The organism is Amycolatopsis sp. NPDC049159, from assembly GCF_040648295.1.
Taxonomy (GTDB): domain Bacteria; phylum Actinomycetota; class Actinomycetes; order Mycobacteriales; family Pseudonocardiaceae; genus Amycolatopsis; species Amycolatopsis pretoriensis_A.
Genome location: NZ_JBEZDL010000012.1, coordinates 132134 through 158897, shown reverse-complemented (window position 1 = coordinate 158897; position 26764 = coordinate 132134). Strand labels below are relative to the sequence as shown.

The following is a 26764-nucleotide window of genomic DNA, read 5'->3' as shown; positions in this document are numbered from 1 at the left end:
CCGCCATGGGCAAGGGGACGAGCGGTGAGCGCCTGATCGAGTGGACCGGCGAGCGGTGCGTGCCGTGGACCGAAGACCTCCAGGTGATCTACGAGCACTACCACCGCTACGCGTTCGCGGGCCGCTTCACCGCCGGCAAGCGCGTCCTCGACCTGGCCAGCGGCGAGGGCTACGGCGCCGCGCTGGTCGCCACGTCCGCCGCCGAGGTCGTCGGGCTCGAGATCGACCCGCGGACCGTCGAGCACGCCCGCGCCCGCTACCCGCACGTCCGGTTCGAGGTCGGCTCGATCACCGACCCGGCCGCGCTCGAGGGCGAGGTCTTCGACGTCATCACCTGCTTCGAGGCGATCGAGCACGTCGACGAGCAGGACCGGCTGATGGCGCTGGTCCGCAACCGGCTCGCGCCGGGCGGGGTGTTCCTCTGCAGCACCCCGGACATCGAGGTCTACACGCACGACCACGGCAACGAAAACCCCTACCACGTGCACGAGCTGACCGAATCGGCGTTCCGCTCGCTGCTGGCCGGCAGCTTCGCGCACGTCGCCGTGCTGCGGCAGAACGTCGCCGTCGGCTCGCTGATCCACGACAACGGCGCGGGCACCGGCGCCGAGGTCCTCACCGTGCGGCCCGACGACGCCGACGGCTGGGTCATCGAATCCGGCGCGCCCCACACCTACTTCGTCTCCGTCGCGTCGGACGAGCCGCTCGACGTGCCCTCGACGTCCGCGATGATCGACCCGAAGCTGACGCTCGTCGCCCGCGCCGCCGCCGAGGCGGGCCGCCTGCGCGACGGGCTGGGCCGCGCGGAAGCCGAGCGCGACCGGGCGACGGCGTCGGTCACGCGGCTCACCGGCGAACTCGCCCAGGTCACCGCGGCCGAACAGCGGGCCGCGTCGGAGCGGGACGAAGCACTCCGGCAGGCCGAGCGTGCCCGTGAGGACCGCAAGCGCGCGGCCGACGAGCTGAACCGCCTGCAGCGCAAGGCCGGCTACGACCGCGAACGCCTGGAGTGGCTGGCCGGCAACAACACCGGCCTCAGCGAGACCATCGGCAGGCTCGCCGCCGAGAACGAGAAGCTGCGCGCCGAGACGTCCGCGCTCGTCCAGCGCGTGATCGGGAAGTACCGCGGCTCGATCGAGAAGTACGCGCCCCGCGGCACCCGCCGCCGCGACTTCTACGAGACGGCGCTCGGGCGCCCGGCCGGCGTGCTGCCCGGCGAGCCCGCCGGCGTCCCGGGTCCGGTCGCGGTGACCACCAGCGACCAGCCGATCGTCAGCGTCGTCATCCCGGTGTACGGCAACTGGACCTACACCCGCGGCTGCCTCGACTCGATCCAGCGGCACCTGCCCGCGACGCCGTTCGAGGTGATCGTCGTCGACGACAAGTCGCCGGACGACTCCGCCGACCGCGTGGCCGGCTGCGCCGGGGTCCGGCTGATCCGTGCCCCGAAGAACCTGGGCTTCGTCGGCGCCTGCAACCTGGGCGCGGAGAACGCGCGCGGCGAGTTCGTCTTCTTCCTCAACAACGACACCGAGGTCCGGCCCGGCTGGCTGGACGAGCTGGTCGCCGTCGTCGAGACGCGGCCGGACGTCGGGCTCGTCGGGTCCAAGCTGGTCTACCCGGACGGCCGCCTCCAGGAGTGCGGCGGCATCATCTGGGCCGACGGCACCGGCTGGAACTACGGCAGGCTGCAGAACCCGGACGCGCCCTGGTACCAGGCCCTGCGCGACGTCGACTACTGCTCCGGCGCGGCCCTGCTCGTCCGCCGTGAGCTGTTCGAGCGCATCGGCGGTTTCGACCAGCGCTTCGCCCCCGCGTACTACGAGGACACCGATCTCGCCTTCGCCGTGCGGGCGGCCGGGTACCGGACGATGGTCCAGCCCGCGTCGGTCGTCGTGCACCACGAGGGCATCACCAACGGCACCGACGTCTCCTCCGGTGTGAAGCGCCACCAGGAGCTCAACCGCGGCGTCTTCGTCGACAAGTGGAGCGTCCAGCTGCGCGACCACTTCCCCGAGGCGAGCCCGCGGGCGGTCTGGGCCGGGCGGCAGCGCACGGCGGACGGCCACCGCGGCGGCACCGTGCTGGTCGCCGACCACCAGGTGCCGATGCCGGACAAGGACTCCGGCTCGGTGCGGATGTTCCGCATCCTCGAACTGCTCGTCGGCCTCGGGCAGCGCGTCGTCTTCATGCCGCTCAACAACGCGCTCCCGGAGCCGTACGCCGAGGCGCTGTACCGCGCGGGCGTGACGGTGGTGACCGGCCTCGGCGAGCAGCTGGAGTTCCTGCGCGACGCCGGCGCCGACCTGAGCCTGGCCGTGCTGTCCCGGCCGCACGTCGCCTGGCAGCTGCTGGAGCAGGTCCGCGAGCACGCGCCCGACTGCGTCATCGCCTACGACACGGTCGACCTGCACTTCGTCCGCCTCAACCGGCAGGCCGACCTGGCCGCGCAACTCGGCGAAACCCGCGAAGAGCTCACGCTGCGGCGGCGCGCCGAAGTGCTGCGGGAGTCGGAACTCGGGCTCACCCGCGCCACCGACGTCACCTTCGTCGTGTCCGATGTGGAGCGCGCGCTGCTGCGGGAGCTGGTGCCGTCGGCGCGCGTCGAGGTGCTGTCCAACGTGCACCACGCCGACGGCTCGGTCGCGGTTCCCGAAGGCCGCTCCGGCGTGCTGTTCGTCGGCAGCTTCGACCACCTGCCCAACCGGGACGCGGCGCGCTGGCTGGCGGAGGAGATCATGCCGCTCGTGCGCCGCCGCCGTCCGGACGCGGTCGCGCAGATCGTCGGCAGCAACCCGCCGAAGGAGATGTTCGAGCTCGAGCGCGACGGCGTTGTCGTCCGCGGCTGGGTCCCGAACCTCGACAGCGCGTACGGCGAGGCCAGGGTCGTCGTCGCGCCGCTGCGCTTCGGCGCGGGCGTGAAGGGGAAGCTGGGCGAGAGCCTCGGCTACGGCGTCCCCGTGGTCGCCACCCCGCTGGCCGCCGAGGGCATGCACCTGACGCACGGCCAGGACGTCCTCGTCGGCGCTTCGGCCCAGGAGCTCGCCGACGAGATCGTCACGCTGCTCGAGGACGACAAGCTGTGGCAGCGGCTGTCCGAAGAGGGCAAGACGGTGGTGGACCGCCTGTTCGGCGCCGACGTCGCCCGCCGCACGCTCACCGGGGTGCTCGAGCGGCGCGGCTGATCAGCTGGGCGGCAGCGCTTTCTTGAACACGGCGACGGCGTTGTCGAGGCTGGTCTTCAGCTCGTTCTTGTCCTTGTCGAACGGCTGCGACGCCCAGAGCACGATGGCGACCTTGCCCGAGGTGTACCAGGTGCCGTCCAGCCGCTGGTCGTCGTTGCGGCCGGTGACCGACGCCGGGTCGGCGCCGATCGGGGCGAACCCGCCGGCCGCGGCGGCGTCGCGCAGGTAGTCGACGATCGCCTTCGCACCCTCGGCGTTCTCGGCGGGGATCGCGTAGCCGAGGAACCCGGTGTCCCCGGCCGACGAAGCGCGGTAGACGAGCTGCGTGACGCCGTGCTGCGAGAAGACCTGCGCGGCTTCCTTGGGGTACAGCTTCAGGTCGAGCCCGCGGGCCAGCGACATCGTCGAGCTCTCCGGGTGCTGCAACCCGGGCAGCGGCGGCACCTGGTCCTCCAGCTGCGGCTGGGTCGCGGCGGCGGGCGGCTGCGTGACGGAGGGCGTGAACGACGAGAGGGCGCTGGGCGCCGGGTCCTCGTTGCCGAGCCACATCGTCGCCCCGACGACCATGCCGAGCACGACCAGCACGCCGAGCGCGATGAACGGCCAGGTCGGCCGGCCCGGCGATCCGCCTTCGGTGTCCCACCGGTGCTTGCCCGACGGGCCGTCCGGTTCGAGCTGCGGCGGCCGCGGCTCGCCGCCCGGCGGCGTGATCGGCGGGAACCGGCTGCCCGGCCCCTGCTCGGCCGGCCCGTCGACGCGCAGGTAGCGGGTCGGCGTGATGTCGGCCGGGCTCGGCGCGGTCGTCATGTGGTCGGGGATGGCGGGCACGTGGCTCGTCGAGACCGTCTTCGGCAGGCCGGTCCGCTGCCACGGCGGGGGCGGCAGCGGCACCGCGGGCCGGGGCGACTCAATGCGCTGCACGGGCGCGACGGGGTGGACCGGCGTGGGGTGGCTCGCGGGGTTCGCGCTTCGCCAGGTTTCACCCGGACGGCGTAGCGGCGACGGCACCGGTGACGGCACGGTCGAACCGGAGGCCTGCGCGAGCAGCTCATCCCGCTGTTTGCGGTGGTCAGCGGGCTCGATGCGACCCTCGGCAAGCTCCGCGTCGAGACGGCGAAGCTCTTCCTGCCAGCTCATCCAAGGACCCCCATCCACCGTTCGGGGCATCAGTCTGGCACGCGCTGCCGACCTGCGAGGTTGCGGTTTGAGGTTGATCGGCAACGTAGCGCAAGTCGGCCGGTTTCGGGAGTTCCCTCCCGGGTCACCCGTCGAGCGGCCGAAAACTGTCGTACATATGTTCTAAAATTGGCGTTGTCCAGGGGAGATGCCGCCCGCGTCCGCGGGTGGCGTGATGGAGGAAGGCAGGGCCATGGCCTACATCACCCTGTCCACGTTCGTGGGCTACAGCGCGAGTTCCGGTCCGTCGCGGTCGTCGTTCGTCCGGCGGCAGCGGAGGCAGTACGAAGACCCGGCGCGAGCGGCGTTCAACTACTACCGGCGGGCGGCCAACGCGGTGCGCTCCGGCCGGGCGGCGAACCAGGACGAAGTCGCCTTGCGCGCCCTCGTCAACGCCGCCGACGACCGGACGAAGCCGCACTACGCGGCAATCGCCGACGGCTGGCTGCGCTACCTCGGCCGCAGGTCGCCGGGGCTGGTCGAGGTCGGCCGCGGCCGCTGCCGGATCGGCGAGCTGGAGATCGGCGTCAGCCCGCAGATGGGGCTCCGCAAGAGCGACGGCCGCCGGTACGCCACCTGGCTCTACTTCAAGGAGGAGCCGTTGGCGAAGTCCTCGGCGCAGCTCGCGCTGTGGGTGCTGGAGCAGGCGATGCCCGACCTCCTGCCCGGCGGCGAGGCGCTGGTGATCGACGTCCGCCGCGCGAAGGAGTACCAGCTCTCGACGCGTGACCGCGAGCGGCTGAAGCCGTGGGCGCGCAGCGAAGCCTCGGCGTTCCTCACCCTCTGGGACGCCGCCTGAGCCAGGGGAGGCGCCGGGCCGGCTCGGCGCCTCCCCTTGGCAATCCGGCTAAAAGCAGGCGGACACGGGCCGCAGCCGATCCGCACGAGGCGACGGTCTCCGTCGTGACTGCCGCCGGATCGGCAACCAAAGGCCGCTAGCATCGCCCCCGAGCTTTCAGGGGGGCGACGATGAGAGTGGTCGCGGGGCGGTACGCGATCTCGGCCGAGCTCGGCCGCGGCGGGATGGGCGTGGTCTGGCGCGCCGAAGACCAGGTGCTCGGGCGCCCGGTCGCGCTGAAGGAACTGGCCACCCCGCCGGGCACCAACCTCGAACGCGTCATGCGCGAAGCCAGGACCGCGGGCCGGCTCAGCGACCCCGGCGTCGTCACGGTGTACGACGTCGTCAGCGAGCAGGGCGCCACGTTCATCGTCATGGAACTCGTCGCCGCGCCCACCCTCGCGGACGTCGTGGGCCGCGAAGGCGCGCTGGCGAACGACCGCGTCGCCGCGCTCGGCCTGCAGGTGCTCGGCGCGCTCGAAAGCGCGCACCGGGCCGGGATCGTGCACCGGGACGTCAAGCCCAGCAACATCATGGTGCTGCCCGGCGACCGCGTGAAGCTCGCCGACTTCGGCATCGCGCGGGCCATGGACGACCCGGGGCTGACGCAGACCGGCGGCGTCATGGGCTCACCCGGCTACATGGCGCCCGAGCTGTTCGCCGGCGCCGGCCCGTCGCCCGCGGCGGACCTCTGGTCGCTCGGCGCGACGCTGTTCCACGCCGCCGAAGGCCGCGCGCCCTTCCAGCGCACCACCACGGCCGCGACCCTGCACGCGATCATGTACGACCAGCCGGTGCTGGAGCGCTGCCGCGGGCCGCTCGCCGACGCCGTCCGCGGCCTGCTCACGCAGTCCACTTCGGACCGGCTGACCGCGTCCGGGGTGCGGGAGCTGCTGGAAACCGCGCGCACGGCGATCACCGGCTCGCCGACGCAGGCGGTCGACCCGGCGTCGCTGCCGACGATCGTCTTCGAGCCGGTGACGGCGAAGGTGGCCGCGCCGTCACCGACCACAGTGGACTGGGACCGGCCGCCCGAGAAGCGGCTCCCGCTGGTGCTGGCCGGGGTCGCGGCGGCGGTGGTCGTCGCGCTCGGCGCGATTTTCCTGCTCAAGCCGTCGGCGCCGCCCCCGGTGGCGGCTGCGGGCGCGACCTCGGAGCAGCCGCCGGCGCCGTCGAAGACCGCGTCGCCCAGCCACAAGAAGCCCCCGGCCCCGAGCGCGTCCGCTTCGACCTCGCCGACGACGAGCACCGCGGCGAAGCCCGACCCGGCGAAGGTGCCGCTGATCCGCTTCCACCAGAAGGACGGCGGCCACTTCAGCGGCACGAAGAAGGTCGGCCCGCCGGGCGGCTTCACCAAGGAAGGCATCTTCGGTTCGCTCGTCGCGACGGCCGAGCCGGGGACGCGGAAGTTGTTCGCGTGCAAGGTGAAGGACCAGAAGGACTGGTTCACCTCGCCCGACCAGAGCGGGAAGTGCGAGGGCCAGCAGGCGCTCGGCCTGCTGGGGAACATCTACGCCGACCCGCCGTCCGGCGCGAGCGCGCGGGCGCTGTACCGCTGCAACGCGGGCGCGAGCCACTTCGACTCCCTCGACGCCGGCTGCGAGGGCAAGAAGAAGGAGTTCCTGATGGGCTACCTCGTCCTCTGAAGCAGCACCTCGGCGACGAGCTCGGGCCGCGTGACGAACGGGTGGTGCGCCACCGGCAGCTCGACGACGTCGGTCGCCCGCGCGGCGTGCTCCCGCTGCTTCTCCGGCGGCGTCGCGAGATCGTCCCCGCACACGACGTAGGTCGACGGCTTCACACGCCACGCGGCTTCGGTCGTCCGCTGGCCGAACACGACCTCGTTCTGGGCGGCGAGCCTCGCCGCGGCCGCCGCGTAGGTGACGTCGTCGAAGTCCTGGGCGAAGAGCGGCCGCACGAGCTCTGCCCGGACGCTCGCGGTGCCGTCACCGTGGCTGACGTGCCGCGGCTCGCCGCCGCCGAAGTCCGCGAGCGCCTGACCGACGTCCGGCAGGAACGACGTCACGTAGACCAGCCGGCGGACCGCGGGGTAGTGGCCGGCCTGTGTGATCACCATCCCGCCGTAGGAATGCCCGACCAGAAGCGCGGGTTCGTCGGAGGCGTCGAGCAGCGCGCGGACGGCCGCGGCGTCGTCGTGGAGGTCACCGCGCGGCTCGGTTTCGCAGCTCGGCAACACCGCCGCTGAGCTGCGCAAACCCCGCCGCGCGAGGAGGTCCGCCGTCGGCTGCCACCACCAGGCGCCGTCCCGGACGAAGGCACCGTGGACGAAGACGATCCGCATGGTGACAACCTGACAGACTCCACCCGGTCGAGTGACACGGTTCGCGGCGAGCGGACGGGGACTGGACAAACCGAGGGTCGAACACGAAGCTTTCGCGTGTTCTTCTGTGCCTGGCCAGACTCGAGGTCCTAAAAGTGAATGCTGCCTGGGAAGCCGTCTCCCGCGTCGTGGACGAGCCCGCCTGGTACTGGGTGTACGACAAGCTGGGGTTCTGGCCGAGCACCTACGCCCACGCGTGGCCGGGCTTCCGCGAGCCGGCGCCGTCGCGCACCTGGGACCTCTCGCCCGGCGACCTGGACCGCGCCTCCGCCGAGTTCCGCCTCGGCCCGTACGCGGTCGAGGAGCACCAGGTGGCCGCCATCGCGCTGGCCGCGTTCCGCGAGGTCTGCGGCCCGGACGACTGGCTGTGGGCGCTGCACTGGCAGCACCAGACCTACCGCGTCCGCCCGCACCTGATGACCGAAGGCGCCCGCTGGCCGGTGCCGGCGTTCCCGCGCGCGGACTACCACCTGTTCCTGGCCTCCGACTTCTCGTTCGGCACGCTCGGCCACCCGTGGGAGCGCACGCTGTGCGTCTTCGGTGAGAAGCTGGTGCCGGCGTTCGAGCGCCACGGCGAAGGCGTGCTGACCAACGTCCTGCGCCGCGACGGGAAGCCGTCCGCGCTGGCCCGCTGAGCCCGGCGTTGATCTCTTGCTACCGTTCTGCTGGTGTTCGAGTACCACGGCTGGCTGACGATCCAGGCGACCGCGAGCGGCGACGACGACGCGGCGCTCCTGGAGCGCCTGGTCGACCGCGTCCACCGGGCGGTCCGCGACGCCGGTGACTTCGACCTGGTCGACCTCCGCTGGAGCGCGGGCATGCCGATGCTCCACTTCGCCGGCTTCGACAAGCACGGCGGCCGCCTCGGCCCGGAGCTCCTGGACCTGTTCACGCGGGTGGGCGAGCTGGCCGCGGGTTCGTACGGCCTGCTGTACACGTGGGACGACCAGGACACCGAGCACGACAACGAGTTCCGCGTCTACCGCATGGCCCGTGGCCAGGTCACCGAGCGCGAAGACCCCCACCTGACCCCGGTCGCCCCCACGGTCCTCGACGTCTACGAGCTGTAGCCACATCGCAACCGCGGCTGAGTAGTACTGCTCAAGACACCCGCGACCGCCGGACGAGACCGTGGTCACATGACCAAAACCGGAACGACGTCCCCCACCACGACGGCCTTCTACATCCAGGCGGCCCTCTCCTTCGCCCTGGCAATGGCGGCGATCACCGGCGGCATCGCGTACCTCCCGGTGAACGGCTGGGTCCGCGGCTTCCTCGCGCTCGGCATGCTCTACCTGGTGACCTCGACGTTCACGCTCGCCAAGTGCGTCCGCGACAGACAGGACGAGACCTCGGTGGTCTCCCGCGTCGACCAGGCCCGCCTCGACAAGCTCCTCGCCGAGCACGACCCGTACAAGACCACCGCGGTGTGACCGGGGACGGCCGACCGCGATGACGATCGCCGGGGATCACCCGAAAGACTGAAGGCCGCCTCCCGGGCGAACCGGGAAACGGCCTTCAGTTTTGAGCGGATGACGGGATTCGAACCCGCGACCCTCACCTTGGCAAGGTGATGCGCTACCAGCTGCGCTACATCCGCACTGCCTTGCTGATGTGAAGACTCTATACCCTGCCCCTACTGGGCCGAACGCCGGGTCCCCCGGTGCCCTGACCCGGTGCTTCGGCGTCACAGCTGGCGTACAAGGGGTGACGACGGCTGATTCCCTCCGTATGGTGTCCCCATTCGACCGAACGGGGAGACCTTCGGGGAGGAGGTGCCGGGCCGGATGACCGAGCTGGGCACGGTGCCGCCACCAGCGGCCTCGGAATCCGACGAGCAGGCACTGCTGCAACGGCTCCGCAACGGCGAAGACGCCGCGTTCGGGGAGCTGTTCGAGCTGCACGCCGCCGCCGTCCGCCGGCTCGCGCAGAGCCTGGCCGCCGACCGGTCCGAGGCCGAGGACATCACCGCGGAGACCTTCTTCCGCGTGCTGCAGGCCCTTCGCCGCGGGGCCGGCCCTCGCGACTACGTCCGCGCCTACCTGCTCACCGTCGCCCGCCGCGTCTCGTGGGAGTGGCACGGTGCCCGCCGGGACGTCCCGGTGTCCGACGACGAACTGACCTTCCGCGCCGGGGCGGGTGCCGACACGCACGCCCGCACCGCGGAGCACACGCTGATCACCACCGCGTTCACCAGCCTGCCGGAGCGCTGGCGGACCGTGCTGTGGCAGACCGAGGTCGAGGGCGAGCAGCCCGCCATGGTCGCGCCCCACTTCGGGTTGAGCGCGAACGCCACCGCGGCGCTGGCCCGCCGGGCGCGCCAGGGGCTGCGCGCGGCGTACCTGCAGGCACACCTTTCGGTGAACCGCGGGCCGGACTCGTGCCGCTCGGTCGTCGAGAAGCTCGGCGGGTTCACCGCGGGCAGCGTCACCGGCGCCGAGGCCGAGCGCATCAAGGCGCACCTGCACGGCTGCGCGTCGTGCCGCGCCACCCAGGACGAGCTCCGCGACGTCTGTTCGTCGCTGCGCGCGCACGCCGGCGTGCTGGTGCTGCTGGTGCCCGCCGCCGCGTCCGTCGGCGGCAGCGGCGTGCTGGCCGGGCTCGGCACGACGATCAAGGGCGTCCTGGTCGGGTCGAAGGTCAAGATCGGGCTCGCGCTGGCGTCGACCGCCGCCGTGGGCGCGGTCGGGGTGGCCGCCGGGCCGGTGGTCTTCGGGTCGGCGTCGGTCCAGGACGTCGGACTGACCGGCGGGGCGCCCGAGCTCGTCGTGGTGCCGCCGACCGAGACGCACCACCAGCCGCCACCGCAGCAGCCCGACGCCCAGATCGGCATCGGCGTGCTCAACGGCCGCGGTACCGGCATCGCCCTCCCGGTCCGGCCGCGGGCCGGCGCCGGGCAGCTCGGCGCGAACGAGGTGCCGTACGTGCCCGCCGGCGACGTCCCGGCCGGGGAGGTCGGCGGCGGCGACGGACTCACGCCTCGCGAAGACCTCACGTCGTCGACCTTGAGCGCGCCCGACCACCCGGCGACGTCGCCGCGGCTCGACACGACGACGACCCCGGACCTGACGATGACCACCGAGTCGAGCGACTCGCCGGAGAGCGCCGAGGTGCCCGAGCTGTCGCCGACGGGCCGCCCCGAAGCCTCCACGCCGCCGTCCGACGGCACGAAGCCGAAGGACGACGAGAGCGGCACGACCGAGCCGACGACGACGGTGACGCCGACGTCCGGAAAACCGTGCCCGAGCAGCACGTCGGAAGTCACTGGTTCGAGCGAACCTTCGGAATCGACCGCGACCGGCTCCGAACAGCGGTGATCCACTTCGCCGGGTGGGATGTCCGATTCCTCCCTCGCGCGGTCGCGGCCGGGCACGGTACCGTTGTGCTGCTCACCCTGCGGGCGGCCCTGGAGGCAACTGAATGAACCGGCTGGTGCGCGGCGAAGACGGCCGCGACTGGGTGGTCCGTGCCCAGATGGAATGGCGTGCGCCGGCGACGGCCGACGACTTCGAGCACGACGTCGCGGGCAGCTACGGCCCGGGCATCGCGATGATCGTGGTGACCGCGCTCTTGGCCGTCATCCTCGTCGTGTGGACGCCGGACCAGGTCAACATCCCCGCGTGGGTGCTGCTGGCGCTGCTGCTCGTCATCCTGTTCTTCCCCCTGCGGTGGATCCTGCGCCGCCCCTGGACGGTCGTCGCGGAGACCGAGGGCGACGTGACCGGCGACCGGCCGTCCGAGCGCTGGGTCGGCACCATCCGCGGCATGTTCACCGTGCAGGGCGAGGTCAAGAAGATTTCCAAGACCATCCAGCGGCACTCGCTGCCGGACTTCGACGGGCCGCTGCACCCGGTCGAATAGCCGGTACCGGAATTCGGCCGAAGGGGTGAAACTGGGGACATGCCCGAGCTACCCGAGGTCGAAGCGCTGGCCCACCACCTGCGTGAGAACGCGGTCGGCCAGACGATCTTCCGCATCGATGTCGCATCGCTGAGCGTGCTGAAGACGGCGACCCCGCCGTGGACCGACATGCACGGCCGCGAGATCACCGGCGCGACCCGGCACGGCAAGCACCTCGACGTCGTCGCGGGTGACCTGCACCTGGTCGTTCACCTGGCGCGCGCGGGCTGGCTGCGCTGGTCCGACGGCCTCGCCGCGGCGCCGCTGAAGCCGGGCAAGGGCCCGATCTCGCTGCGCGTGCACCTCGAGTCCGCGACCGGGCCGGGCTTCGACCTCACCGAAGCGGGCACGAAGAAGGGCCTCGCCGTGTGGATCGTCAAGGACCCCCAGGAGATCGCGAGCGTGGCGCGCCTCGGCCCGGACGCCCTCTCCCTGGACGCGACCCAGCTGCGTGAACTGTTCGCCGGCAAGAACACCCGCTTGAAGTGGGCGCTCACCGACCAGTCGCTCATCGCCGGGATCGGCAACGCCTACTCCGACGAGATCATGCACCGCGCGAAGCTCTCGCCGTACGCGACGATCGGCAAGCTCGACGACGGCGCGCTGGAAACCCTCGCCGAGGCGATCGTCGAAATCGAGTCCGACGCCGTCAAGCGCTCGGTCGGCCAGAAGGCCGCGCGCCTGAAGGGCGAGAAGCGCTCGGGCCTGCGGGTCCACGCACGAACCGGCCTGCCGTGCCCGGTCTGCGGCGACACGATCCGCGAGATCTCGTTCGCCGACAAGTCGTTCCAGTACTGCCCGACCTGCCAGACGGGCGGCAAGCCGCTCGCCGACCGCCGGATGTCGCGGCTCCTGAAGTAGCAGATTCGCCCGTTCGGCCGCACGTGCTGCGCCGGGCGTCTCCGACGGCGGGTCCGCTTCCGGCGAAACCCACGCCTTCCTGCGGCTTTCGCCGGAAGGGGTGGAACAGGCGACGCCTCCCGCGTGTTGCGGACAGTGACCACGCGGGCCCGGTTCCGACTCTCGGTAGGGTCCCTTCAACCCTCGGTCATCACAGTTGGACAGAAAGTGGGAACAGGCCTTGCACCCGGTTGGTCGAGCGCAGAGCATGGACGCCGTGTCCGGGTTTCCGCTTGCGCAGATCATCCCGTGGGGTGTCGCGGTCCTGCTCCTCGTCCTGGTGATCGTGCTGCTCGTGAAACAGCGCAAGCCGGCCAGCTTGAAGGAAGAGGCCATGCTGGAGGCCGTCCACCGGATGTCGAAGGCCGCGCCGAACCTGCGGTCCGGGCTGGATGAGGACGCCGCCGACAAGATCACCACGCAGCTGCTGCAGATGCTCGACTGCGTCGCCGTCGGCATCACCGACAGCGAAGGCACGCTGCTGTCCTGGGACGGCGAGGCGAACGAGCACTACGTCGACCTCGTCGAGGCCATCGGCGCGGCCATCCGCAAGCACCGCCGCGAGGTCGTCGCGCACGACCGGATGCCCTGTAACCACCGCGGCACCTGCCGGATGAAGACCGCTGTCATCGTGCCGCTGCTCGTCGAGGGCGAGACCGAGGCGGCGCTGATCGTCGTCGGCCGCACCCGCGGGCGCCTGGTGCAGATGGCCGACGCGGTCGCGCAGTTCGTCTGCACGCAGTTCGAGCTGTCCCGGCTCGACGAGTCGAAGCAGCAGCTCCAGCAGGCCGAGATCAAGGCGCTGCGCGCGCAGATCTCGCCGCACTTCGTCTACAACGCGCTGAACACGATCTCCGCGTTGATCCGCACGGACCCCGAAGAGGCGCGAGAGCTGCTTCAGGACTTCGCCGACTTCACGCGCTACTCGTTCCGCTCGTCGGGCATGTTCACCTCGCTCGCCGAGGAACTGCGCAACATCGACCGCTACCTGACCATCGAGAACGCCCGCTTCGGCGGCCGGCTCGAGGTGCGGATGAAGATCGCGCCCGAGGTGCTCAGCGTCGTCGTGCCGTTCCTGATCATCCAGCCGCTGGTGGAGAACGCGGTCAAGCACGGGCTGGCCAGCAAGCCCAGCGGCGGCTGCGTCACGGTGATCGCGCAGGACCACGGCACCGAGGCGCTGATCAGCGTCGAGGACGACGGCATCGGCATGGACCCGCGGCGGCTCAACGACGTCAAGAACGCGCACAGCACCGGCGCGCACGTCGGGCTCGGCAACATCAGCCAGCGCATGCAGCAGGTCTTCGGCAACGACTACGCGGTGATGGTCGAGACCGCGCCGGGCGCCGGCATGAAGGTGACGCTGCGGGTGCCCAAGTTCGTCCCGGGCGTCCGCCCGAACATGCCGGACTACAGCTCCGACAACGACACCGCGCCGGCCGACGTCCCCACGCAGAGCGGCCCGGCCCAGCTCAACGGCGCCGACGTGAGCGGAGTCAACGGCACGCGCTCGGGCATCCTCCCCATGGGCTGAGTCCCGGCTAGCCTGGCTTCATGAGCGTTACGGAGAAGCTGGCTTCGCGGATCCCGGTGCTCGCCGACCGCGTGGAGCGCAAAGACGTCGTGGCCGTGGTGAAGCTGCACGGCGTGATCACGCCGTCGCCGTCCCCGCTGGCCAGGGGCGCGATCAACCTGAGCGCCGTCGAATCGGCCCTGACCAGGGCTTTCGGCCACGAGCGGCTGAAGGCGGTCGCCCTGCTGGTGAACTCCCCGGGCGGCGCGCCGACGCAGTCCGGGCTGGTCGCCGAGCGCATCCGCCAGCTGGCCGACGAGAAGAAGGTCCCCGTCCTGGCGTTCTGCGAGGACGTGGCGGCATCCGGTGGCTATTGGCTGGCGTGCGCGGCCGACGAGATCTACGCCCACCGCACCTCCATGGTCGGTTCGATCGGCGTGATCAGCGGCGGCTTCGGCTTCACGGGGCTTCTGGAGCGCTTCGGAATCGAGCGCCGCCTGCACACGGCGGGCGCGAACAAGTCCCGCCTCGACCCGTTCTCGCCGGAGAAGCCGGAAGACGTCGAGTGGCTCAAGAAGATGCACACCCAGCTCCACGACCTGTTCGTCAGCTGGGTCAAGGAACGCCGCGGCGACCGCCTGACGACCACGGAGGACCTCTTCACCGGCGACGTCTGGCTCGGCGCGAAGGCGGCTGAGCTGGGCCTGATCGACGGCCTCGGCAGCCTCCGCCAGATCATCACGGAGCGCTTCCCGGACGCGGAGATCTCGGTGGCCGAGCCGAAGCGCCCCCTCCTGGCCCGCCTCGGCATCGGCGCCCCAGCAGCGGCTTCAGCGGTCTTGGACGCGGTGACGCAGAAGGCAGCGTGGTCCCGCTTCGGCCTCTGACGAGTGACTTGCGCAGACTTCTGAAAAAGTGTGGCCGCGGCCCGTGCGCTGCGCAATGTGCTGGCTCACCTCCCGCGGGATGTGGCGGCGGCGCTGCTCGACGAGTTCCCCTGGGGTGGACGTTCTGCCGGCCGCGGAGCAGGCGCAGTTCGTCCACGACTTCGCGCGTGCGTTCCAGCGCCATCCACGCTGATCCGGCACTCGCCGGCAAGCTCAGCGGTCCGATCGACGAAGACTTCGGTCCGGTACCGGACCCCACGGACGCCTGAACGATGCCCGCAAAGCGTGGCGACCGCTTCGCGACTTCCGTGTCCGGTTTGAGCACTTCCGGGCAGACTTTGTGACCTACATCACCCTTCCCTTGTAACGCCCCTGGCTCCGAGGCAAGACGTCAGGTCTCCTAATCGACGGGCTTTGTTGCGATCGGCAACAAATCCGGACGACGAGGAGGTCGTACCCGATGCCCCACTCCCGAAGATTCGCACTCGCCGCCGTGCTCGGCGCAGCGCTCATCGCGGTTCCCCTGACCATGCCCGCCGCGGCGTCGATCCCGCCGCCCGAATCGGGCTGGACCACCGTCTTCGCCGACGACTTCACGGGCAGCTCCGGCTCGCTCCCCTCGAGCTCGAACTGGATCGTCGACACCGGCCACAGCTACCCCGGCGGCCCCGGCAACTGGGGCACCGGCGAGATCCAGAACTACACCTCGAGCACCGGCAACCTCTCGCAGGACGGCGCCGGCAACCTCCGCATCACGCCGTTGCGCGACGGGGCGGGCAACTGGACGTCGGCGCGGATCGAAACCCAGCGGACGAACTTCAAGCCGCCGGCCGGCGGGGTCATGCGGATCGAAAGCCGGATCCAGATGCCGAACGTCACCGGCGCCGCTGCCCTCGGGTACTGGCCCGCCTTCTGGGCGCTCGGCGGCCCGTACCGCGGGAACTGGTGGAACTGGCCCGCCGTCGGCGAGTTCGACATCATGGAAAACGTCAACGGGATCAACTCCGTCTGGGGCGTCCTGCACTGCGGCGTCAACCCCGGCGGCCCGTGCAACGAGACCACCGGCATCGTCGCCAACCGCGCCTGCCCCGGCAGCAGCTGCCAGTCGGCCTTCCACACCTACCGCTTCGAATGGGACGCGAGCACCAGCCCGCAGGTGTTCCGCTGGTTCGTCGACGGCCAGCAGTTCCACTCCGTGAGCCAGAACCAGGTCGACGCCACGACCTGGGCGAACATGACCACCCACCAGGGTTACTTCGTGCTGCTGAACGTCGCCATCGGCGGCGCGTTCCCCAACAACAACTCCGGCACCACGACGCCGGGGCCGGGGATCGTGCCGGGGCACCCGATGGTCGTCGACTACGTCACCGTCAGCACGCGCGGCGGGACGGGCGGCGGCACCACGACCCCGCCGACCACGACGACACCACCGGGGAACGGCGGCAGCGCGTACAGCACCATCCAGGCCGAGTCGTACAGCCAGCAGAACGGCCTCGCGAAGCAGACGACCAGCGACACCGGCGGCGGCCAGAACATCGGGCCGGCCGGCAACGGCGACTGGGCGCTCTACCCGAACGTCGACTTCGGCAGCTCCGCCGCGACGAACTTCCAGGCGCGGGTGGCGTCCGGCGCCGCGAACGGCGTCAGCGGATTGGTCGAAGTCCGGCTGGACAGCTTGTCCAACGCCCCCATCGGCAGCTTCGCTGTGGGCAACACGGGCGGCTGGCAGAGCTGGCGGACGGTACCCGCGAACATCAGCGCGGTCACCGGCGTGCACAACGTGTACGTGACGTTCACGAGCGGCCAGCCCGCCGACTTCGTGAACCTCAACTGGTTCACGTTCGTGCACTGAGACAGGAAGGACCCGCGGGCGGCGGTGCCGTCCGCGGGTCGGCCTCTCACTTCAGGCAGACGGGGGCTGGACATTGCACTCGGCAATGGGCAGGATGCGTTTCACTGTGAGTGCTCACGATGACACCCGGAAACTCGTGGTCCTGGCTGTGGACGACGAGCCGAACGGTCTTGACGAACTCGTCCACTGCCTGCGCAACAGCCCGCACGTGGCGAAGGTGTTCCCGGCGATCGACGCCTCCGAGGCGCTTCGGTTGCTGTCCACCGACGACCCGCGGTTGCGCGAGCGCAAGGACCGCGGCCTGCCGATCGTCGACGCCGTCTTCGCGGACATCGACATGCCCGGGCTGTCCGGGATGGAGATGTCCCGCGTCTTCGCCGCGCTCCGGCCGTCGCCCGCGCTGGTCTTCGTCACCGGGCACGCCGAAGAAGCGGTCAACGCCTTCGACCTCGGTGCGCTCGACTACGTCCTGAAGCCGTACCAGCAGGACCGCCTCGACCGCGCGATCACGCGTGTGATCGACAAGCTGGCCGCCGCTGCCGCGCCCCCGCCGGGCGCGCTGGGTGGCGAGCCGGTGAAGAACGACGACGAGGTGATCCCGGTCGAACTGGCCGGCACCACCAAGCTCATCCCGCGCTCTTCGGTCCGCTGGGTCGAGGCGCAGGGCGACTACGCGCGGCTGTTCACCACCGAAGGCAGCCACCTGGTCCGGATCCCGCTGGCGCAGCTCGAGGAACGCTGGGAAAAGGCCGGTTTCGTCCGGATCCACCGGTCGTTCCTGGTCGCGTTGCCGCTGATCACCGAACTGCGGATGGGCCAGGGCGGCTACCAGGTCGTGATCGGCAACGAGGAGAAGGTGCTGCCGGTGAGCCGACGGCACACCCGTGCGCTGAAGGACCGGCTGGTCGGTTCGGGCCGGAACGGCTGACCTGGGCCCGGTCATGACCGACGACTTCTACGAGCGCCGCGCGAACGGCGTGCGCGAACCGGATCCGACGCTCGGCAGGCGGGTCCGCCAGCGGCCGCTGCCGCAGCCGACCGACCGGGCCGTCGTCGAATCGCTGCCGCCCGCGCCGGAACCGGAGAAGCAGCCGAAGCCGGAGCACCACGCGAAACCCAAGCGCGAGCGGGTGATCCTGGCCGACCCGCGTCGCGCCGGCGGCACCCTGCGCGCCCGCGTCGAGCTGGAAGAGCAGACCAGCTGGGGGAAGCTGCTCGTCCGCGACCACCTGGTGAAGGTGCAGCTGCGGACGGCGGTGCTCCTGGCGCTGCTGGTCGTCGTCGTGTTCGGTTCCCTGCCGGTGCTGTTCTACCTGGTTCCCGGGTTCTCCCGGTCGAGCCTGGGCGGTATCCCGGTGGCCTGGCTGATCCTCGGCGTGCTGCCGTTCCCGTTCTTGTTCGGCGTCGGGATCTGGTACAACCGGCTGGCCGAACGCAACGAACGCGCGTTCGTGGACATGATCGAGAATTAGTTCCGCGCCGAGTCGTGCGAGGATTCCCCCGTGCAGCTGAACCCGTGGGCCTTGACCGGCATCGTGCTGGTCGCCGTGGTGACGTTCTTCATCGGTCACCGCTCCGCGCGTTCCGCCACGAGCACGCACGATTTCCTGGTCGCCCGCCGCACCGTGCGCTCCCGCCGCAACGCCGCCGCGATCTCCGGGGAATACCTTTCGGCGGCGTCGTTCCTCGGTATCGCCGGAATCGTGCTCAAGGACGGCGCCGACGCGCTGTGGTTCCCGATCGGCTTCACCGCGGGCTACCTCGCCCTGATGCTGTTCGTCGCGGCGCCGCTGCGGCGCTCCGGCGCGTACACGCTGCCCGACTTCGTCGAAATGCGCCTCGGCTCGAAGGGCCTGCGCCGGTTCTCGACGGCGTTCGTCGTGTTCATCGGGATCCTCTACATGGTCCCGCAGCTGCAGGGCGCCGGCCTGACGCTGGCGACGATCCTCCCGGTGCCGGTCTGGACGGGCGCGATCGCGGTGATGGTCGTGGTGGCGGTCAACGTCATCGCCGGCGGCATGCGCGCGATCACCGTCGTCCAGGCCTTCCAGTACTGGCTCAAGCTGTTCGCCATCGCGGTGCCCGCGTTCGTGCTGTGCATGGTCTTCTTCGCCGGCGGCGGCCCGGACGGCTTCCGCCCGCTCGGCGCGGCCGCGCCGCCGGTGTTCACCGGCGACACCACGGTGGACGTGCAGACCGACGTCACGCTGCACGTCACCTCGGACACCTTCCTGTACGCCTACGGCCGCACCGACAACGGCCCGGCCGCCGGGCCGACGCGCTGGACCCCGCTGGCCCCGCACACCGTTTCCGAGGGCACGACGCTGAAGTTCCTGGCCGGCACGCCGGTGCCGGTGGTCAGCGACTCGGTCGCGGACAACTCGAACTGGCTGCACCCGGGCTCGGGCAGCCTCACCGACCTGCTCCAGACGTACTCGCTGATGTTCGCGACGTTCCTCGGCACGATGGGCCTGCCGCACGTGCTGGTCCGCTTCTACACCAACCCCGACGGCAAGGCCGCGCGCCGCACCACCGTGCACGTCCTGCTGCTGCTGGGCCTGTTCTACCTGTTCCCGACGCTGCTGGGCGCGCTGTCCCGGATGTACGTCCCGGAGCTGCTGGTCACCGGCAAGACGGACGCGGCGATCCTGCGGCTGCCTTCGGCGATCCTGCCGGGCATCGGCGGGCAGATCCTCGGCGCGGTCACCGCGGCCGGCGCGTTCGCCGCGTTCCTCTCCAGCACGTCCGGGCTGCTGGTGAGCGTCGCCGGGGTGGTGTCGACCGACCTGCTGCCCGGCCGGGTGCGCGACTTCCGCGTGGCGACCGGGCTGGTCGCGCTGTTCCCGATCGCGCTGGCGGTCGCGCTGCGGCCGGAGGACATCTCGCTGTCGATCGGACTGACGTTCGCGCTCGCCGCGTCGACGTTCAGCCCCCTGCTGGTGCTGGGCATCTGGTGGCGCAAGCTGTCCTGGCCCGGTGCGCTGGCCGGGATGTTCGTCGGCGGCGGCCTGGTGCTGGCCGCGCTGATCGTCAACGTCGTGAGCGGCTACAGCGGCGACTGGGCGCCCTGGTTCGTCAACCAGCCGGCGCTGATCACGGTGCCGGCCGCGTTCGTCACGACGTACTTCGTCAGCCGTGCGACCGGGTACGGCCGCCCGGAGCACGTCCACGACATCATGCTGCGGCTGCACGCGCCCGACCCGCTCGGCTTCATGCGGGACAGGGCGGTCGCGCGATTCGGACAAGCCGAAGAAAAGACGCGAATCGCCGGCCGAGGCCGGCACCGCAAGTAATGCGCTGACAGTCAGTAAGAAATTGATACCCGATCGAGGGATTACGAACTACACGATCGACCCATACGTTCCGTTGGTTTCTACCAGCAAGAAATATGGGAAGGTGGAGATCCACCGTGGGCAACACCGAACAAGACGTCGGTGGCGCTGAGCCGCAGACCGACTGGGAGCAGATCCAGGGAAGTCCCGAATTCACGGACCTGCGCCGCCGGTTGCGGGTGTTCGTGTTCCCGATGACCGCGCTGTTCCTGGTCTGGTACCTGCTGTACGTGCTCCTCGCGGACTACGCGCACGGTTTCATGGGCACCAAGCTCTTCGGGAACATCACCGTCGGCCTGGTCTTCGGCCTGTTGCAGTTCGTCTCGACGTTCGTCATCACGGGCTTGTACGTGCGCTACGCCAACCGGAAGCTCGACCCGGTCGCCGACTCGATCCGCGCCGAAATCGAAGGGGAACCGCGCCGATGAACCTCGCGGCGGGCGTGGAGGGCAGCAACTCCACCCTCAACATCATCATCTTCCTGGTCTTCGTCGCGATCACACTGGTGATCGTGTTCCGGGCCAGCCGGAACACGAAGACGGCGTCGGACTACTACGCCGCCGGGCGCGCGTTCACCGGCCCGCAGAACGGCATCGCGATATCCGGCGACTACCTTTCGGCGGCGTCGTTCCTCGGCATCGCGGGCGCCATCGCGATCAACGGGTACGACGGCTTCCTGTATTCGATCGGCTTCCTGGTCGCGTGGCTCGTCGCACTGCTGCTGGTCGCGGAACTGCTGCGCAACACCGGCAAGTTCACGATGGGCGACGTGCTCGCGTTCCGCATGAAGCAGACGCCGGTGCGCGCGGCGGCCGCCGTTTCGACGCTCGCGGTTTCGTTCTTCTACCTGCTGGCGCAGATGGCCGGGGCCGGTGGTCTGGTCAACCTGCTGCTCGGCATTTCCGGTGAGGCGGGGCAGGACGTCGTGATCGCCGTCGTCGGCGTGATCATGATCCTGTACGTGCTGATCGGCGGGATGAAGGGCACCACCTGGGTGCAGATCATCAAGGCCGCGCTGCTGATCGTCGGCGCGTTCGCGATGACGCTGTGGGTGCTCGGCAAGTACGGCTTCAACCTGTCCGACCTGTTCCAGGCCGCCGTCGACAAGGGCGGCAAGGGCGGCGCGGCGCTGCTCGACCCGGGCAAGCAGTACGGCAAGACCGGCACGACCAAGCTCGACTTCCTGTCGCTGGGCATCGCGCTGGTGCTCGGCACGGCGGGTCTGCCGCACGTCCTGATGCGCTTCTACACCGTGCCGACCGCGAAGGACGCGCGCCGCTCGGTGGTCTGGGCGATCGTGCTGATCGGCGTGTTCTACCTGTTCACGCTGGTGCTCGGCTACGGCGCGGGTGCGCTCGTCGGGCCGGAAAAGATCGCGAAGGCACCCGGTACGACGAACTCGGCGGCGCCGCTGCTCGCTCTGGAACTGGGCGGCCCGGTGCTGCTCGGGTTCATCTCCGCGGTCGCGTTCGCGACGATCCTCGCGGTGGTCGCGGGCCTGACGATCACGGCGTCGGCGTCGTTCGCGCACGACGTCTACGCCAACGTGATCAAGAAGGGCCAGGTCTCCACCGGCGGCGAGGTGAAGGTCGCCCGGCTCACCGCGCTGGTGATCGGCGCGCTGGCCATCGCCGGCGGCATCCTGGCGAAGAGCCAGAACGTGGCGTTCCTGGTGGCGCTCGCCTTCGCGGTGGCGGCGTCGGCGAACCTGCCGACGATCCTGTACTCGCTGTTCTGGAAGCGGTTCAACACCCAGGGCGCGCTCTGGTCGATCTACGGCGGCCTGCTGGTCACGATCGTGCTGATCGTCTTCTCGCCGGCGGTGTCGGGCAAGCCGGTGGACGCCAAGACGGGCAAGAGCGCGTCGATGATCCAGGGCGTCGACTTCCACTGGTTCCCGCTCGACAACCCGGGCCTGGTCTCGATCCCGGCCGCGTTCCTGCTCGGCTGGCTGGGCACGGTGCTGTCGAAGGAGCGGAACCCGAAGAAGTACGCCGAGATGGAGGTGCGCGCGCTGACCGGCGCGGGTGCCGAAAAAGCCGTCAGGCATTGACGCCTTGCGGGGGCGTGACCTCACGCGCGGGCAACGCCCCCGCATGGCAGCATGGAGATCGTGGTGAGCCCTGCTGAACTGCCGACCGCCGAGGTCCGCGACCTGCCCAAGGACGGCCTCGTGCTGCTCGACGTCCGCGAAGACGACGAGTGGGCCGCGGGACACGCGCCCGGCGCCGTGCACATCCCGATGGGGGAGCTGCCCGCCCGCGTCGGCGAGCTGACCGACCTGCCCGACGACCAGCCGATTCACGTGATCTGCCGCAGCGGTGGCCGGTCCGCCCGCGCGACCGCGTGGCTCAACCAGAGCGGCTGGGACGCGGTGAACGTCGCCGGCGGCATGGGCGCGTGGCAGCGCGAAGGCCGGCCGATGGTCGGCGAGCACCCCGGCATCGAACCCGAAGTGATCTAGCCTTGCACCCGGGTCCGCCGCCTCCACCGGGGTACTGGCCGCGCCAGGCCCCGCCGCCGAACGCCCAGCAGCTGCAGGGCCGGACGCTGGCCGCCCGGTCGGAGCCGTACCCGTACCACCACCGCCCGGCCCACCGGCCGAAGCTGCGCTGGGTGGCCACCCCGCCGCCTGGCGCGTGGCCGCGGCGCCGGGTGGTCGTGCCCGAGCGCTACCTCGGGCCGCCGTCGTACCCGGTCCCGCCCCGCTGGGGCTTCCCGAACCTCGTCTGGCGGCGTCCGACGTCGGTGCCCGGCACGGCGTCCGACGAGATCCGCCCGATCGACCGCGTGCCGGTGCTCAGCCGCAGCCTCATCGCCGTTCTCTTCAGCTTCGCGGCGCTCGCCGTGGTCGCCGCCGGCGCGGAGGTCTGGCGGTACGTGCTGCTCGTGCTGGGCCGCGATTCCGCGCTGTCCCGCTCGGTCGTGGCGTTCTCCGACGGGTTCGTGCTCACCGCGGGCCTGCTGGCCTCGATCCTCGCGCTGCTGCCCGCCGGCCTTTCGCTGTGGTGGCTGCTGGTCGCGCGCCAGGCGGCGGCCGACGTCTCGGGCGACGACCCGCCACGCCCGGTGTGGCAGGTGCTGGTCGGCGTCCTCGTGCCGGTGGTGAACCTGCCGATGGCGCTGTCGGTCGTCGGCGAGCTGGAGCACGCGGTGCTGAGCCGCCCGCGTGACGTCCGCCCGAAGCCGTCCCGCCAGGTCCTGGTGTGGTGGGGCGGCTGGCTGCTGAACTGGGTGCTGCTCGCCGTGTCGATCGTCTGGCGCTTCCGCGACGACGTGCAGTCGATGGCCGACAGCGTCGTGCTGGTCGCGTTCACCGACCTGGCCGCGGCCGCGCTCGCGGTGGTGACCGCGCTGGTGGTCCGCCGGTTCTCGGCCCTGCTGGCGCCGTCGGACGCGCGGGCCGTGCGCTCGATGCGCGTGCTCAAGGTGTCCGGCGCGCCGGAGCCCGAACTGCGCACCGCGCGACCCGCCGGAGCCGCGCGCTAGTACCGGCCGAACGTCGGTTCGAGCTGGTCGAAGGCCTGTTCGGCGGCGGGCCACACCGCATCGGCGATCCCTTTTTCGTCTTCCAGGGTCCGGTCGAAGACCTCCTGGAAGAGCACCCGCAGCACGGTGGCGAGGTGGGCGGCGGCGAGCACCGGCTCGAGCCCCTGCTCGGGGTGGCGCCGGATCAGCAGGTGAGTGAGGGCGGCCTCGCGCTCGCGGTGCATCTCGTGCAGGGCGTTCGTCAGGACCTGGCTCTCTTTGATCATCCGCACGAAGCCGGGGCCCGAGAAGCCGACCAGCGCGTGCTCCGCGCCCAGGGCTTCGAAGTAGAGCTCGCGGGTGTCGTGGAAGACGCTGTCGCGGACCAGGTTCGCCGGCCAGGACGCGAAGTCCGCGCGGATGTCGAAGACCAGGTCTTCCTTGCGCGGGAAGTGGTTCGTGACGGTCATCTTGGCGACCCGCGCGGCGGCGGCGATCTCGGCGATCGTCACGTCCTCGAAGCCCTCGCGGATGAACAGCTTCGTGGCCACGTCCGAGATGGTCTTCCTGGTCTCGTGCTTCTTCTGGGCACGGAGTCCCTCGCTCATGCCCGTCACTCTACTGGGTCGAACCCAAGATTGTGCTTGACCCATTCTGTGGGTCGGACCTAATCTGAGGTTCGACCTAATGAAGTGGGGGTGGGAATGACGACGGCAGTTCGTCCTGACGCGGCGCTGTGGCGGCTGGGCGGGGTCCTGATCATGGGCGCGGTGCTGTCGATCCTGGACGCGACGATCGTGACCGTGGGGATCGACTCGATCGCCCGTGACCTGGGGAGCCCGCTGACGACGGTGCAGTGGGTGGCGAGCGCGTACCTGCTGGCGGCCTCGGTGGCGATCCCGCTGTCGGGCTGGCTGACCGACCGCTTCGGCGGCCGCGCGGTGTGGCTGACCGCCGTCGCGCTGTTCACGGCGGGCACGCTGCTGTGCGGCTTCGCGTGGTCGGCGCCGGCGCTGATCGCGTTCCGGGTGCTCCACGGGCTGGGCGGCGGGCTCATGCAGCCGGTCGGCCAGGCGGTGTTCGCGCAGGCGGCGGGCCCGGCGCTGGGCCGGATGATCGGCGTGATCACCCTGCCGGCGACGGTCGCCCCGGTACTGGGTCCGATGCTCGGCGGCGCGCTGGTGGCGGACTTCGGCTGGCGCTGGATGTTCTTCGGCGTCGTCCCGCTGGGCGTGGCGACGTTCCTGTTCGCCCGCCGCCTCCTCCCGGCCCCGGAGCCCGGCGGCGTCCGCGCACCGCTCGACGTCGTCGGCATCGCGCTGCTCTCGCCGGGGCTCGGCGCACTCGTCTACGGCCTGTCCGAGGGCGTCCTCGTGGCCACGGCGGCGGGCGCGGTCCTGCTGCTCGCGTACGGCGTCCACGCGTCGCGGACGGCGTCGCCGGTGCTGGACCTGACGCTGTTCCGGAACCGGGGGTTCGCGGTGGCGAGCGCGAGCACGTTCCTGCTCGGGGCGTCGCTGTACAGCTCGATGCTGCTCCTCCCGCTGTACTACCAGCAGGTCGAGCAGGCGAGCGCGTTGCGCGCGGGCCTGCTGCTGGCACCCCAGGCCCTGGGCTCGGCGGCGGTGCTGCTCGCCGGCGGCCGTCTCCTGGACCGCTTCGGCCCTCGTCGGATGATGCTGACCGGCATCGGGCTGTCGGTGCTGGGCACGATCGTGTTCACCCAGCTCGGCTCGCACCCGAGCGGTCTCCTCCTGACCCTGTCCCTCTTGGTCCGCGGCGCCGGCCTCGGCGCGGCCACCACCCCCGGCATGACAACGCTGTACGGCTCCCTGGAGCGGTCCCGCATCCCGCGCGCGGCAAGCGCGTTCAACGTGGTCAACCGCATCGGCGGCTCCCTCGGCACGGCCTTGCTGGTCGCGATCCTGCACCGCGAGCTGACCGCGTCGGCATCCCCGACGGCGTTCGGCACGACGTTCACGTGGGCGCTGGCGCTGTCGGCCCTGACCCTGATCCCCGCCGCGTTCTTTCCCCGGAGGAGTCCCCGATGAGCCTGCGTCTCCTGGCCGTCCACGCCCACCCCGACGACGAGTCCAGCAAGGGTGCGGCCACCCTGGCCCGCTACGCCGCCGAAGGCGTCGAGGTCCTGGTATCCACCTGCACCGGCGGCGAGCGCGGCGACATCCTGAACCCGGCCGTCGACACGGAGGAGAACCGCGCGAACCTCCCGGCGATCCGCCGTCGCGAAATGGCGGCGGCCGCGGAGATCCTCGGCGTCCGCCACCGCTTCCTCGGCCTGACCGACTCCGGTCTCCCGGCCGACGGCGAGCCGTTGCCCGAAGGCTGTTTCGCCGCCCTCCCGCTCTCGGCGGCGGCCGCCCCGCTGGTCGCCCTGATCCGCGAGTTCCGCCCCCACGTAGTGATCACGTACGACGAAACGGGCGGCTATCCCCACCCGGACCACATCCGCACCCACGAGGCAACGGTCGAAGCCTTCTCGGCGGCCGCCGACCCCACCCGCTACCCGGGCACGGGCGACCCGTGGCAACCGCAGAAGCTGTACTACCAGGCAACCCTGAGCCGAGCGTGGTTCGTCGCCCTCCACGAAGCCACCCTGGCCGCCGGCCTCGAGTCATCGATGGCCGAGGTCCTCGCCGAGCTCCCGCCCGAAGACAACCTCAAGGTGACCACCCGAATCCGCTGCGCCGACCACTTCGCCACCCGCGACAAGGCCCTCCTGTCCCACACCACCCAGGTGGACCCGGCGCACCCGTTCTTCGCTCACTCGCGCGAGATCGAGCGCGAGGCCTGGCCCTACGAGGACTACCACCTGGCCCACCCGGCCCCAGGCCCCGCGCAGGAGGACGACCTCTTCGCAGGAGTGACCCCATGACCGGCAAGCCCCACGCCCGCACCGCCACGGCCCCCCCCGTCCCGGCGCAGGGCCGCCCGGCTCACTCCGCCTCGACCGGCCCGGCCAGGCGCAGGCGGGCAGTCTTCGCGCCGCCGGCCGCCCAGGCCAGGCGCTCGCGCTGCCGAATGTTGTCCCGCCCGGCTGGCGGCTCAATGTCTGCCGCGTTCGCTCCGCCGACCGCTGCCCGGGCCGCGCCCCGGCACGGGCCGCCCGGCTTCGCGCCGCCGGCCGCCCAGGCCGGGCGCTCGCGCTGCCGAATGCTGGCCCTGTCCGGCTGGCGGCCCGATGTCTGCCGCGTTCGCTCCGCCGGCCGCTGCCCGGGCCGCGTCCCGGCACTGGGCCGGCAGTCTTCGCGCCGCCGATCGCCCAGGCCGGGCGCTCGCGCTGCCGAATGCTGGCCCTGTCCGGCTGGCGGCCCGATGTCTGCCGCGTTCGCTCCGCCGGCCGCTGCCCGGGCC

The 26764-nt window shown here is 71.2% G+C and carries 25 protein-coding genes and 1 tRNA gene; 21 read left to right on the top strand and 5 right to left on the bottom strand.

Annotated features, from left to right (window positions below; translation table 11 throughout):
* Positions 1-5: 5 nt before the first annotated feature.
* Positions 6-3185, top strand: a complete 3180-nt coding sequence (locus AB0B33_RS23210; protein ID WP_360775143.1) for a glycosyltransferase — start codon at positions 6-8, stop codon at positions 3183-3185.
* Here AB0B33_RS23210 and AB0B33_RS23205 read toward each other — a convergent pair whose 3' ends face one another.
* Entirely contained in the window at positions 3186-4106 is a 921-nt protein-coding gene (locus tag AB0B33_RS23205; RefSeq protein WP_360775142.1) for a hypothetical protein, read from the bottom strand.
* A gap of 448 nt (positions 4107-4554) precedes the next feature.
* On the opposite strand from AB0B33_RS23205, the gene AB0B33_RS23200 reads away from it, so the two are divergent.
* Positions 4555-5160, top strand: a complete 606-nt coding sequence (locus AB0B33_RS23200; RefSeq protein WP_360775469.1) for a hypothetical protein — start codon at positions 4555-4557, stop codon at positions 5158-5160.
* Between the two features lie 170 nt (positions 5161-5330).
* On the top strand, positions 5331-6845 hold the full coding sequence (locus tag AB0B33_RS23195; protein WP_360775139.1) for a serine/threonine-protein kinase: 1515 nt from the start codon (positions 5331-5333) through the stop codon (positions 6843-6845).
* Here the strand turns inward: AB0B33_RS23195 and AB0B33_RS23190 are convergent.
* Positions 6830-7501 (bottom strand): alpha/beta hydrolase, encoded by a 672-nt coding sequence (locus AB0B33_RS23190; protein WP_360775136.1) that lies wholly within the window; start codon positions 7499-7501, stop codon positions 6830-6832. The two genes, AB0B33_RS23195 and AB0B33_RS23190, sit on opposite strands and share 16 nt — an antisense overlap.
* A 134-nt stretch (positions 7502-7635) precedes the next feature.
* Here AB0B33_RS23190 and AB0B33_RS23185 point away from each other — a divergent pair, with 134 nt between their 5' ends.
* From AB0B33_RS23185 to AB0B33_RS23175, 3 genes are all read left to right on the top strand, one after another.
* Complete coding sequence (locus tag AB0B33_RS23185) at positions 7636-8175, top strand: DUF2716 domain-containing protein (RefSeq protein WP_247016030.1); 540 nt, start codon at positions 7636-7638, stop codon at positions 8173-8175.
* Between the two features lie 33 nt (positions 8176-8208).
* Positions 8209-8610: an immunity 7 family protein gene (locus AB0B33_RS23180; RefSeq protein ID WP_360775133.1), complete on the top strand. Its 402-nt coding sequence runs from the start codon at positions 8209-8211 to the stop codon at positions 8608-8610.
* A 69-nt stretch (positions 8611-8679) separates the two neighbouring features.
* Complete coding sequence (locus AB0B33_RS23175) at positions 8680-8973, top strand: YiaA/YiaB family inner membrane protein (protein WP_247016026.1); 294 nt, start codon at positions 8680-8682, stop codon at positions 8971-8973.
* Positions 8974-9067: 94 nt separating this feature from the next.
* Here AB0B33_RS23175 and AB0B33_RS23170 read toward each other — a convergent pair.
* Positions 9068-9140, bottom strand: a tRNA-Gly gene (locus AB0B33_RS23170).
* Positions 9141-9327: 187 nt separating this feature from the next.
* On the opposite strand from AB0B33_RS23170, the gene AB0B33_RS23165 reads away from it, so the two are divergent.
* From AB0B33_RS23165 to AB0B33_RS23105, 13 genes are all read left to right on the top strand, one after another.
* Complete coding sequence (locus AB0B33_RS23165; protein WP_247016024.1) at positions 9328-10857, top strand: sigma-70 family RNA polymerase sigma factor; 1530 nt, start codon at positions 9328-9330, stop codon at positions 10855-10857.
* A 103-nt stretch (positions 10858-10960) separates the two neighbouring features.
* Complete coding sequence (locus tag AB0B33_RS23160; protein WP_086858118.1) at positions 10961-11401, top strand: DUF983 domain-containing protein; 441 nt, start codon at positions 10961-10963, stop codon at positions 11399-11401.
* Between the two features lie 39 nt (positions 11402-11440).
* Complete coding sequence (locus tag AB0B33_RS23155; RefSeq protein ID WP_086858117.1) at positions 11441-12301, top strand: DNA-formamidopyrimidine glycosylase family protein; 861 nt, start codon at positions 11441-11443, stop codon at positions 12299-12301.
* A gap of 247 nt (positions 12302-12548) precedes the next feature.
* A complete protein-coding gene (locus AB0B33_RS23150) occupies positions 12549-13874 on the top strand; it encodes a histidine kinase (protein WP_360775129.1) in 1326 nt (441 codons plus the stop codon).
* A gap of 20 nt (positions 13875-13894) precedes the next feature.
* Positions 13895-14740, top strand: a complete 846-nt coding sequence (locus AB0B33_RS23145) for a S49 family peptidase (protein ID WP_360775126.1) — start codon at positions 13895-13897, stop codon at positions 14738-14740.
* Between the two features lie 460 nt (positions 14741-15200).
* The gene (locus AB0B33_RS23140) at positions 15201-16592 is read left to right on the top strand and encodes a carbohydrate-binding protein (RefSeq protein ID WP_360775123.1); all 1392 of its coding nucleotides are present in this window, start codon (positions 15201-15203) and stop codon (positions 16590-16592) included.
* 94 nt (positions 16593-16686) lie between these two features.
* Positions 16687-17520, top strand: coding sequence for a LytTR family DNA-binding domain-containing protein (locus AB0B33_RS23135; RefSeq protein ID WP_033261013.1), 834 nt, complete (start codon positions 16687-16689; stop codon positions 17518-17520).
* Positions 17521-17533: 13 nt separating this feature from the next.
* Positions 17534-18064: a hypothetical protein gene (locus tag AB0B33_RS23130; protein ID WP_360775120.1), complete on the top strand. Its 531-nt coding sequence runs from the start codon at positions 17534-17536 to the stop codon at positions 18062-18064.
* A gap of 30 nt (positions 18065-18094) precedes the next feature.
* Complete coding sequence (locus tag AB0B33_RS23125) at positions 18095-19885, top strand: cation acetate symporter (protein WP_360775117.1); 1791 nt, start codon at positions 18095-18097, stop codon at positions 19883-19885.
* Positions 19886-20001: 116 nt separating this feature from the next.
* On the top strand, positions 20002-20352 hold the full coding sequence (locus AB0B33_RS23120) for a DUF485 domain-containing protein (RefSeq protein WP_360775114.1): 351 nt from the start codon (positions 20002-20004) through the stop codon (positions 20350-20352).
* Positions 20349-21977 carry a cation acetate symporter gene (locus AB0B33_RS23115; protein ID WP_360775111.1) on the top strand — a complete coding sequence of 543 codons (1629 nt, stop codon included), beginning with the start codon at positions 20349-20351 and terminating at the stop codon, positions 21975-21977. Before AB0B33_RS23120 ends, AB0B33_RS23115 begins: the two co-directional genes overlap by 4 nt.
* A 51-nt stretch (positions 21978-22028) precedes the next feature.
* Positions 22029-22388, top strand: coding sequence for a rhodanese-like domain-containing protein (locus tag AB0B33_RS23110; RefSeq protein ID WP_360775108.1), 360 nt, complete (start codon positions 22029-22031; stop codon positions 22386-22388).
* Between the two features lie 2 nt (positions 22389-22390).
* Positions 22391-23413, top strand: coding sequence for a DUF4328 domain-containing protein (locus tag AB0B33_RS23105; RefSeq protein ID WP_360775107.1), 1023 nt, complete (start codon positions 22391-22393; stop codon positions 23411-23413).
* Here the strand turns inward: AB0B33_RS23105 and AB0B33_RS23100 are convergent.
* Entirely contained in the window at positions 23410-24000 is a 591-nt protein-coding gene (locus tag AB0B33_RS23100) for a TetR/AcrR family transcriptional regulator (RefSeq protein ID WP_360775104.1), read from the bottom strand. The genes AB0B33_RS23105 and AB0B33_RS23100 overlap by 4 nt on opposite strands.
* 96 nt (positions 24001-24096) lie before the next feature.
* Between AB0B33_RS23100 and AB0B33_RS23095 the strand changes: the two genes are divergently transcribed.
* Together AB0B33_RS23095 and mca are read left to right on the top strand one after the other, a co-directional pair.
* Positions 24097-25443, top strand: a complete 1347-nt coding sequence (locus AB0B33_RS23095) for a DHA2 family efflux MFS transporter permease subunit (protein ID WP_360775101.1) — start codon at positions 24097-24099, stop codon at positions 25441-25443.
* Entirely contained in the window at positions 25440-26285 is an 846-nt protein-coding gene (mca, locus tag AB0B33_RS23090) for a mycothiol conjugate amidase Mca (RefSeq protein ID WP_360775099.1), read from the top strand. The genes AB0B33_RS23095 and mca overlap by 4 nt, the downstream gene beginning before the upstream one ends.
* Before the next feature lie 61 nt (positions 26286-26346).
* Here mca and AB0B33_RS23085 read toward each other — a convergent pair.
* A partial coding sequence (locus AB0B33_RS23085) for a hypothetical protein (protein WP_360775096.1) occupies positions 26347-26764 on the bottom strand: 418 nt, incomplete at its 5' end.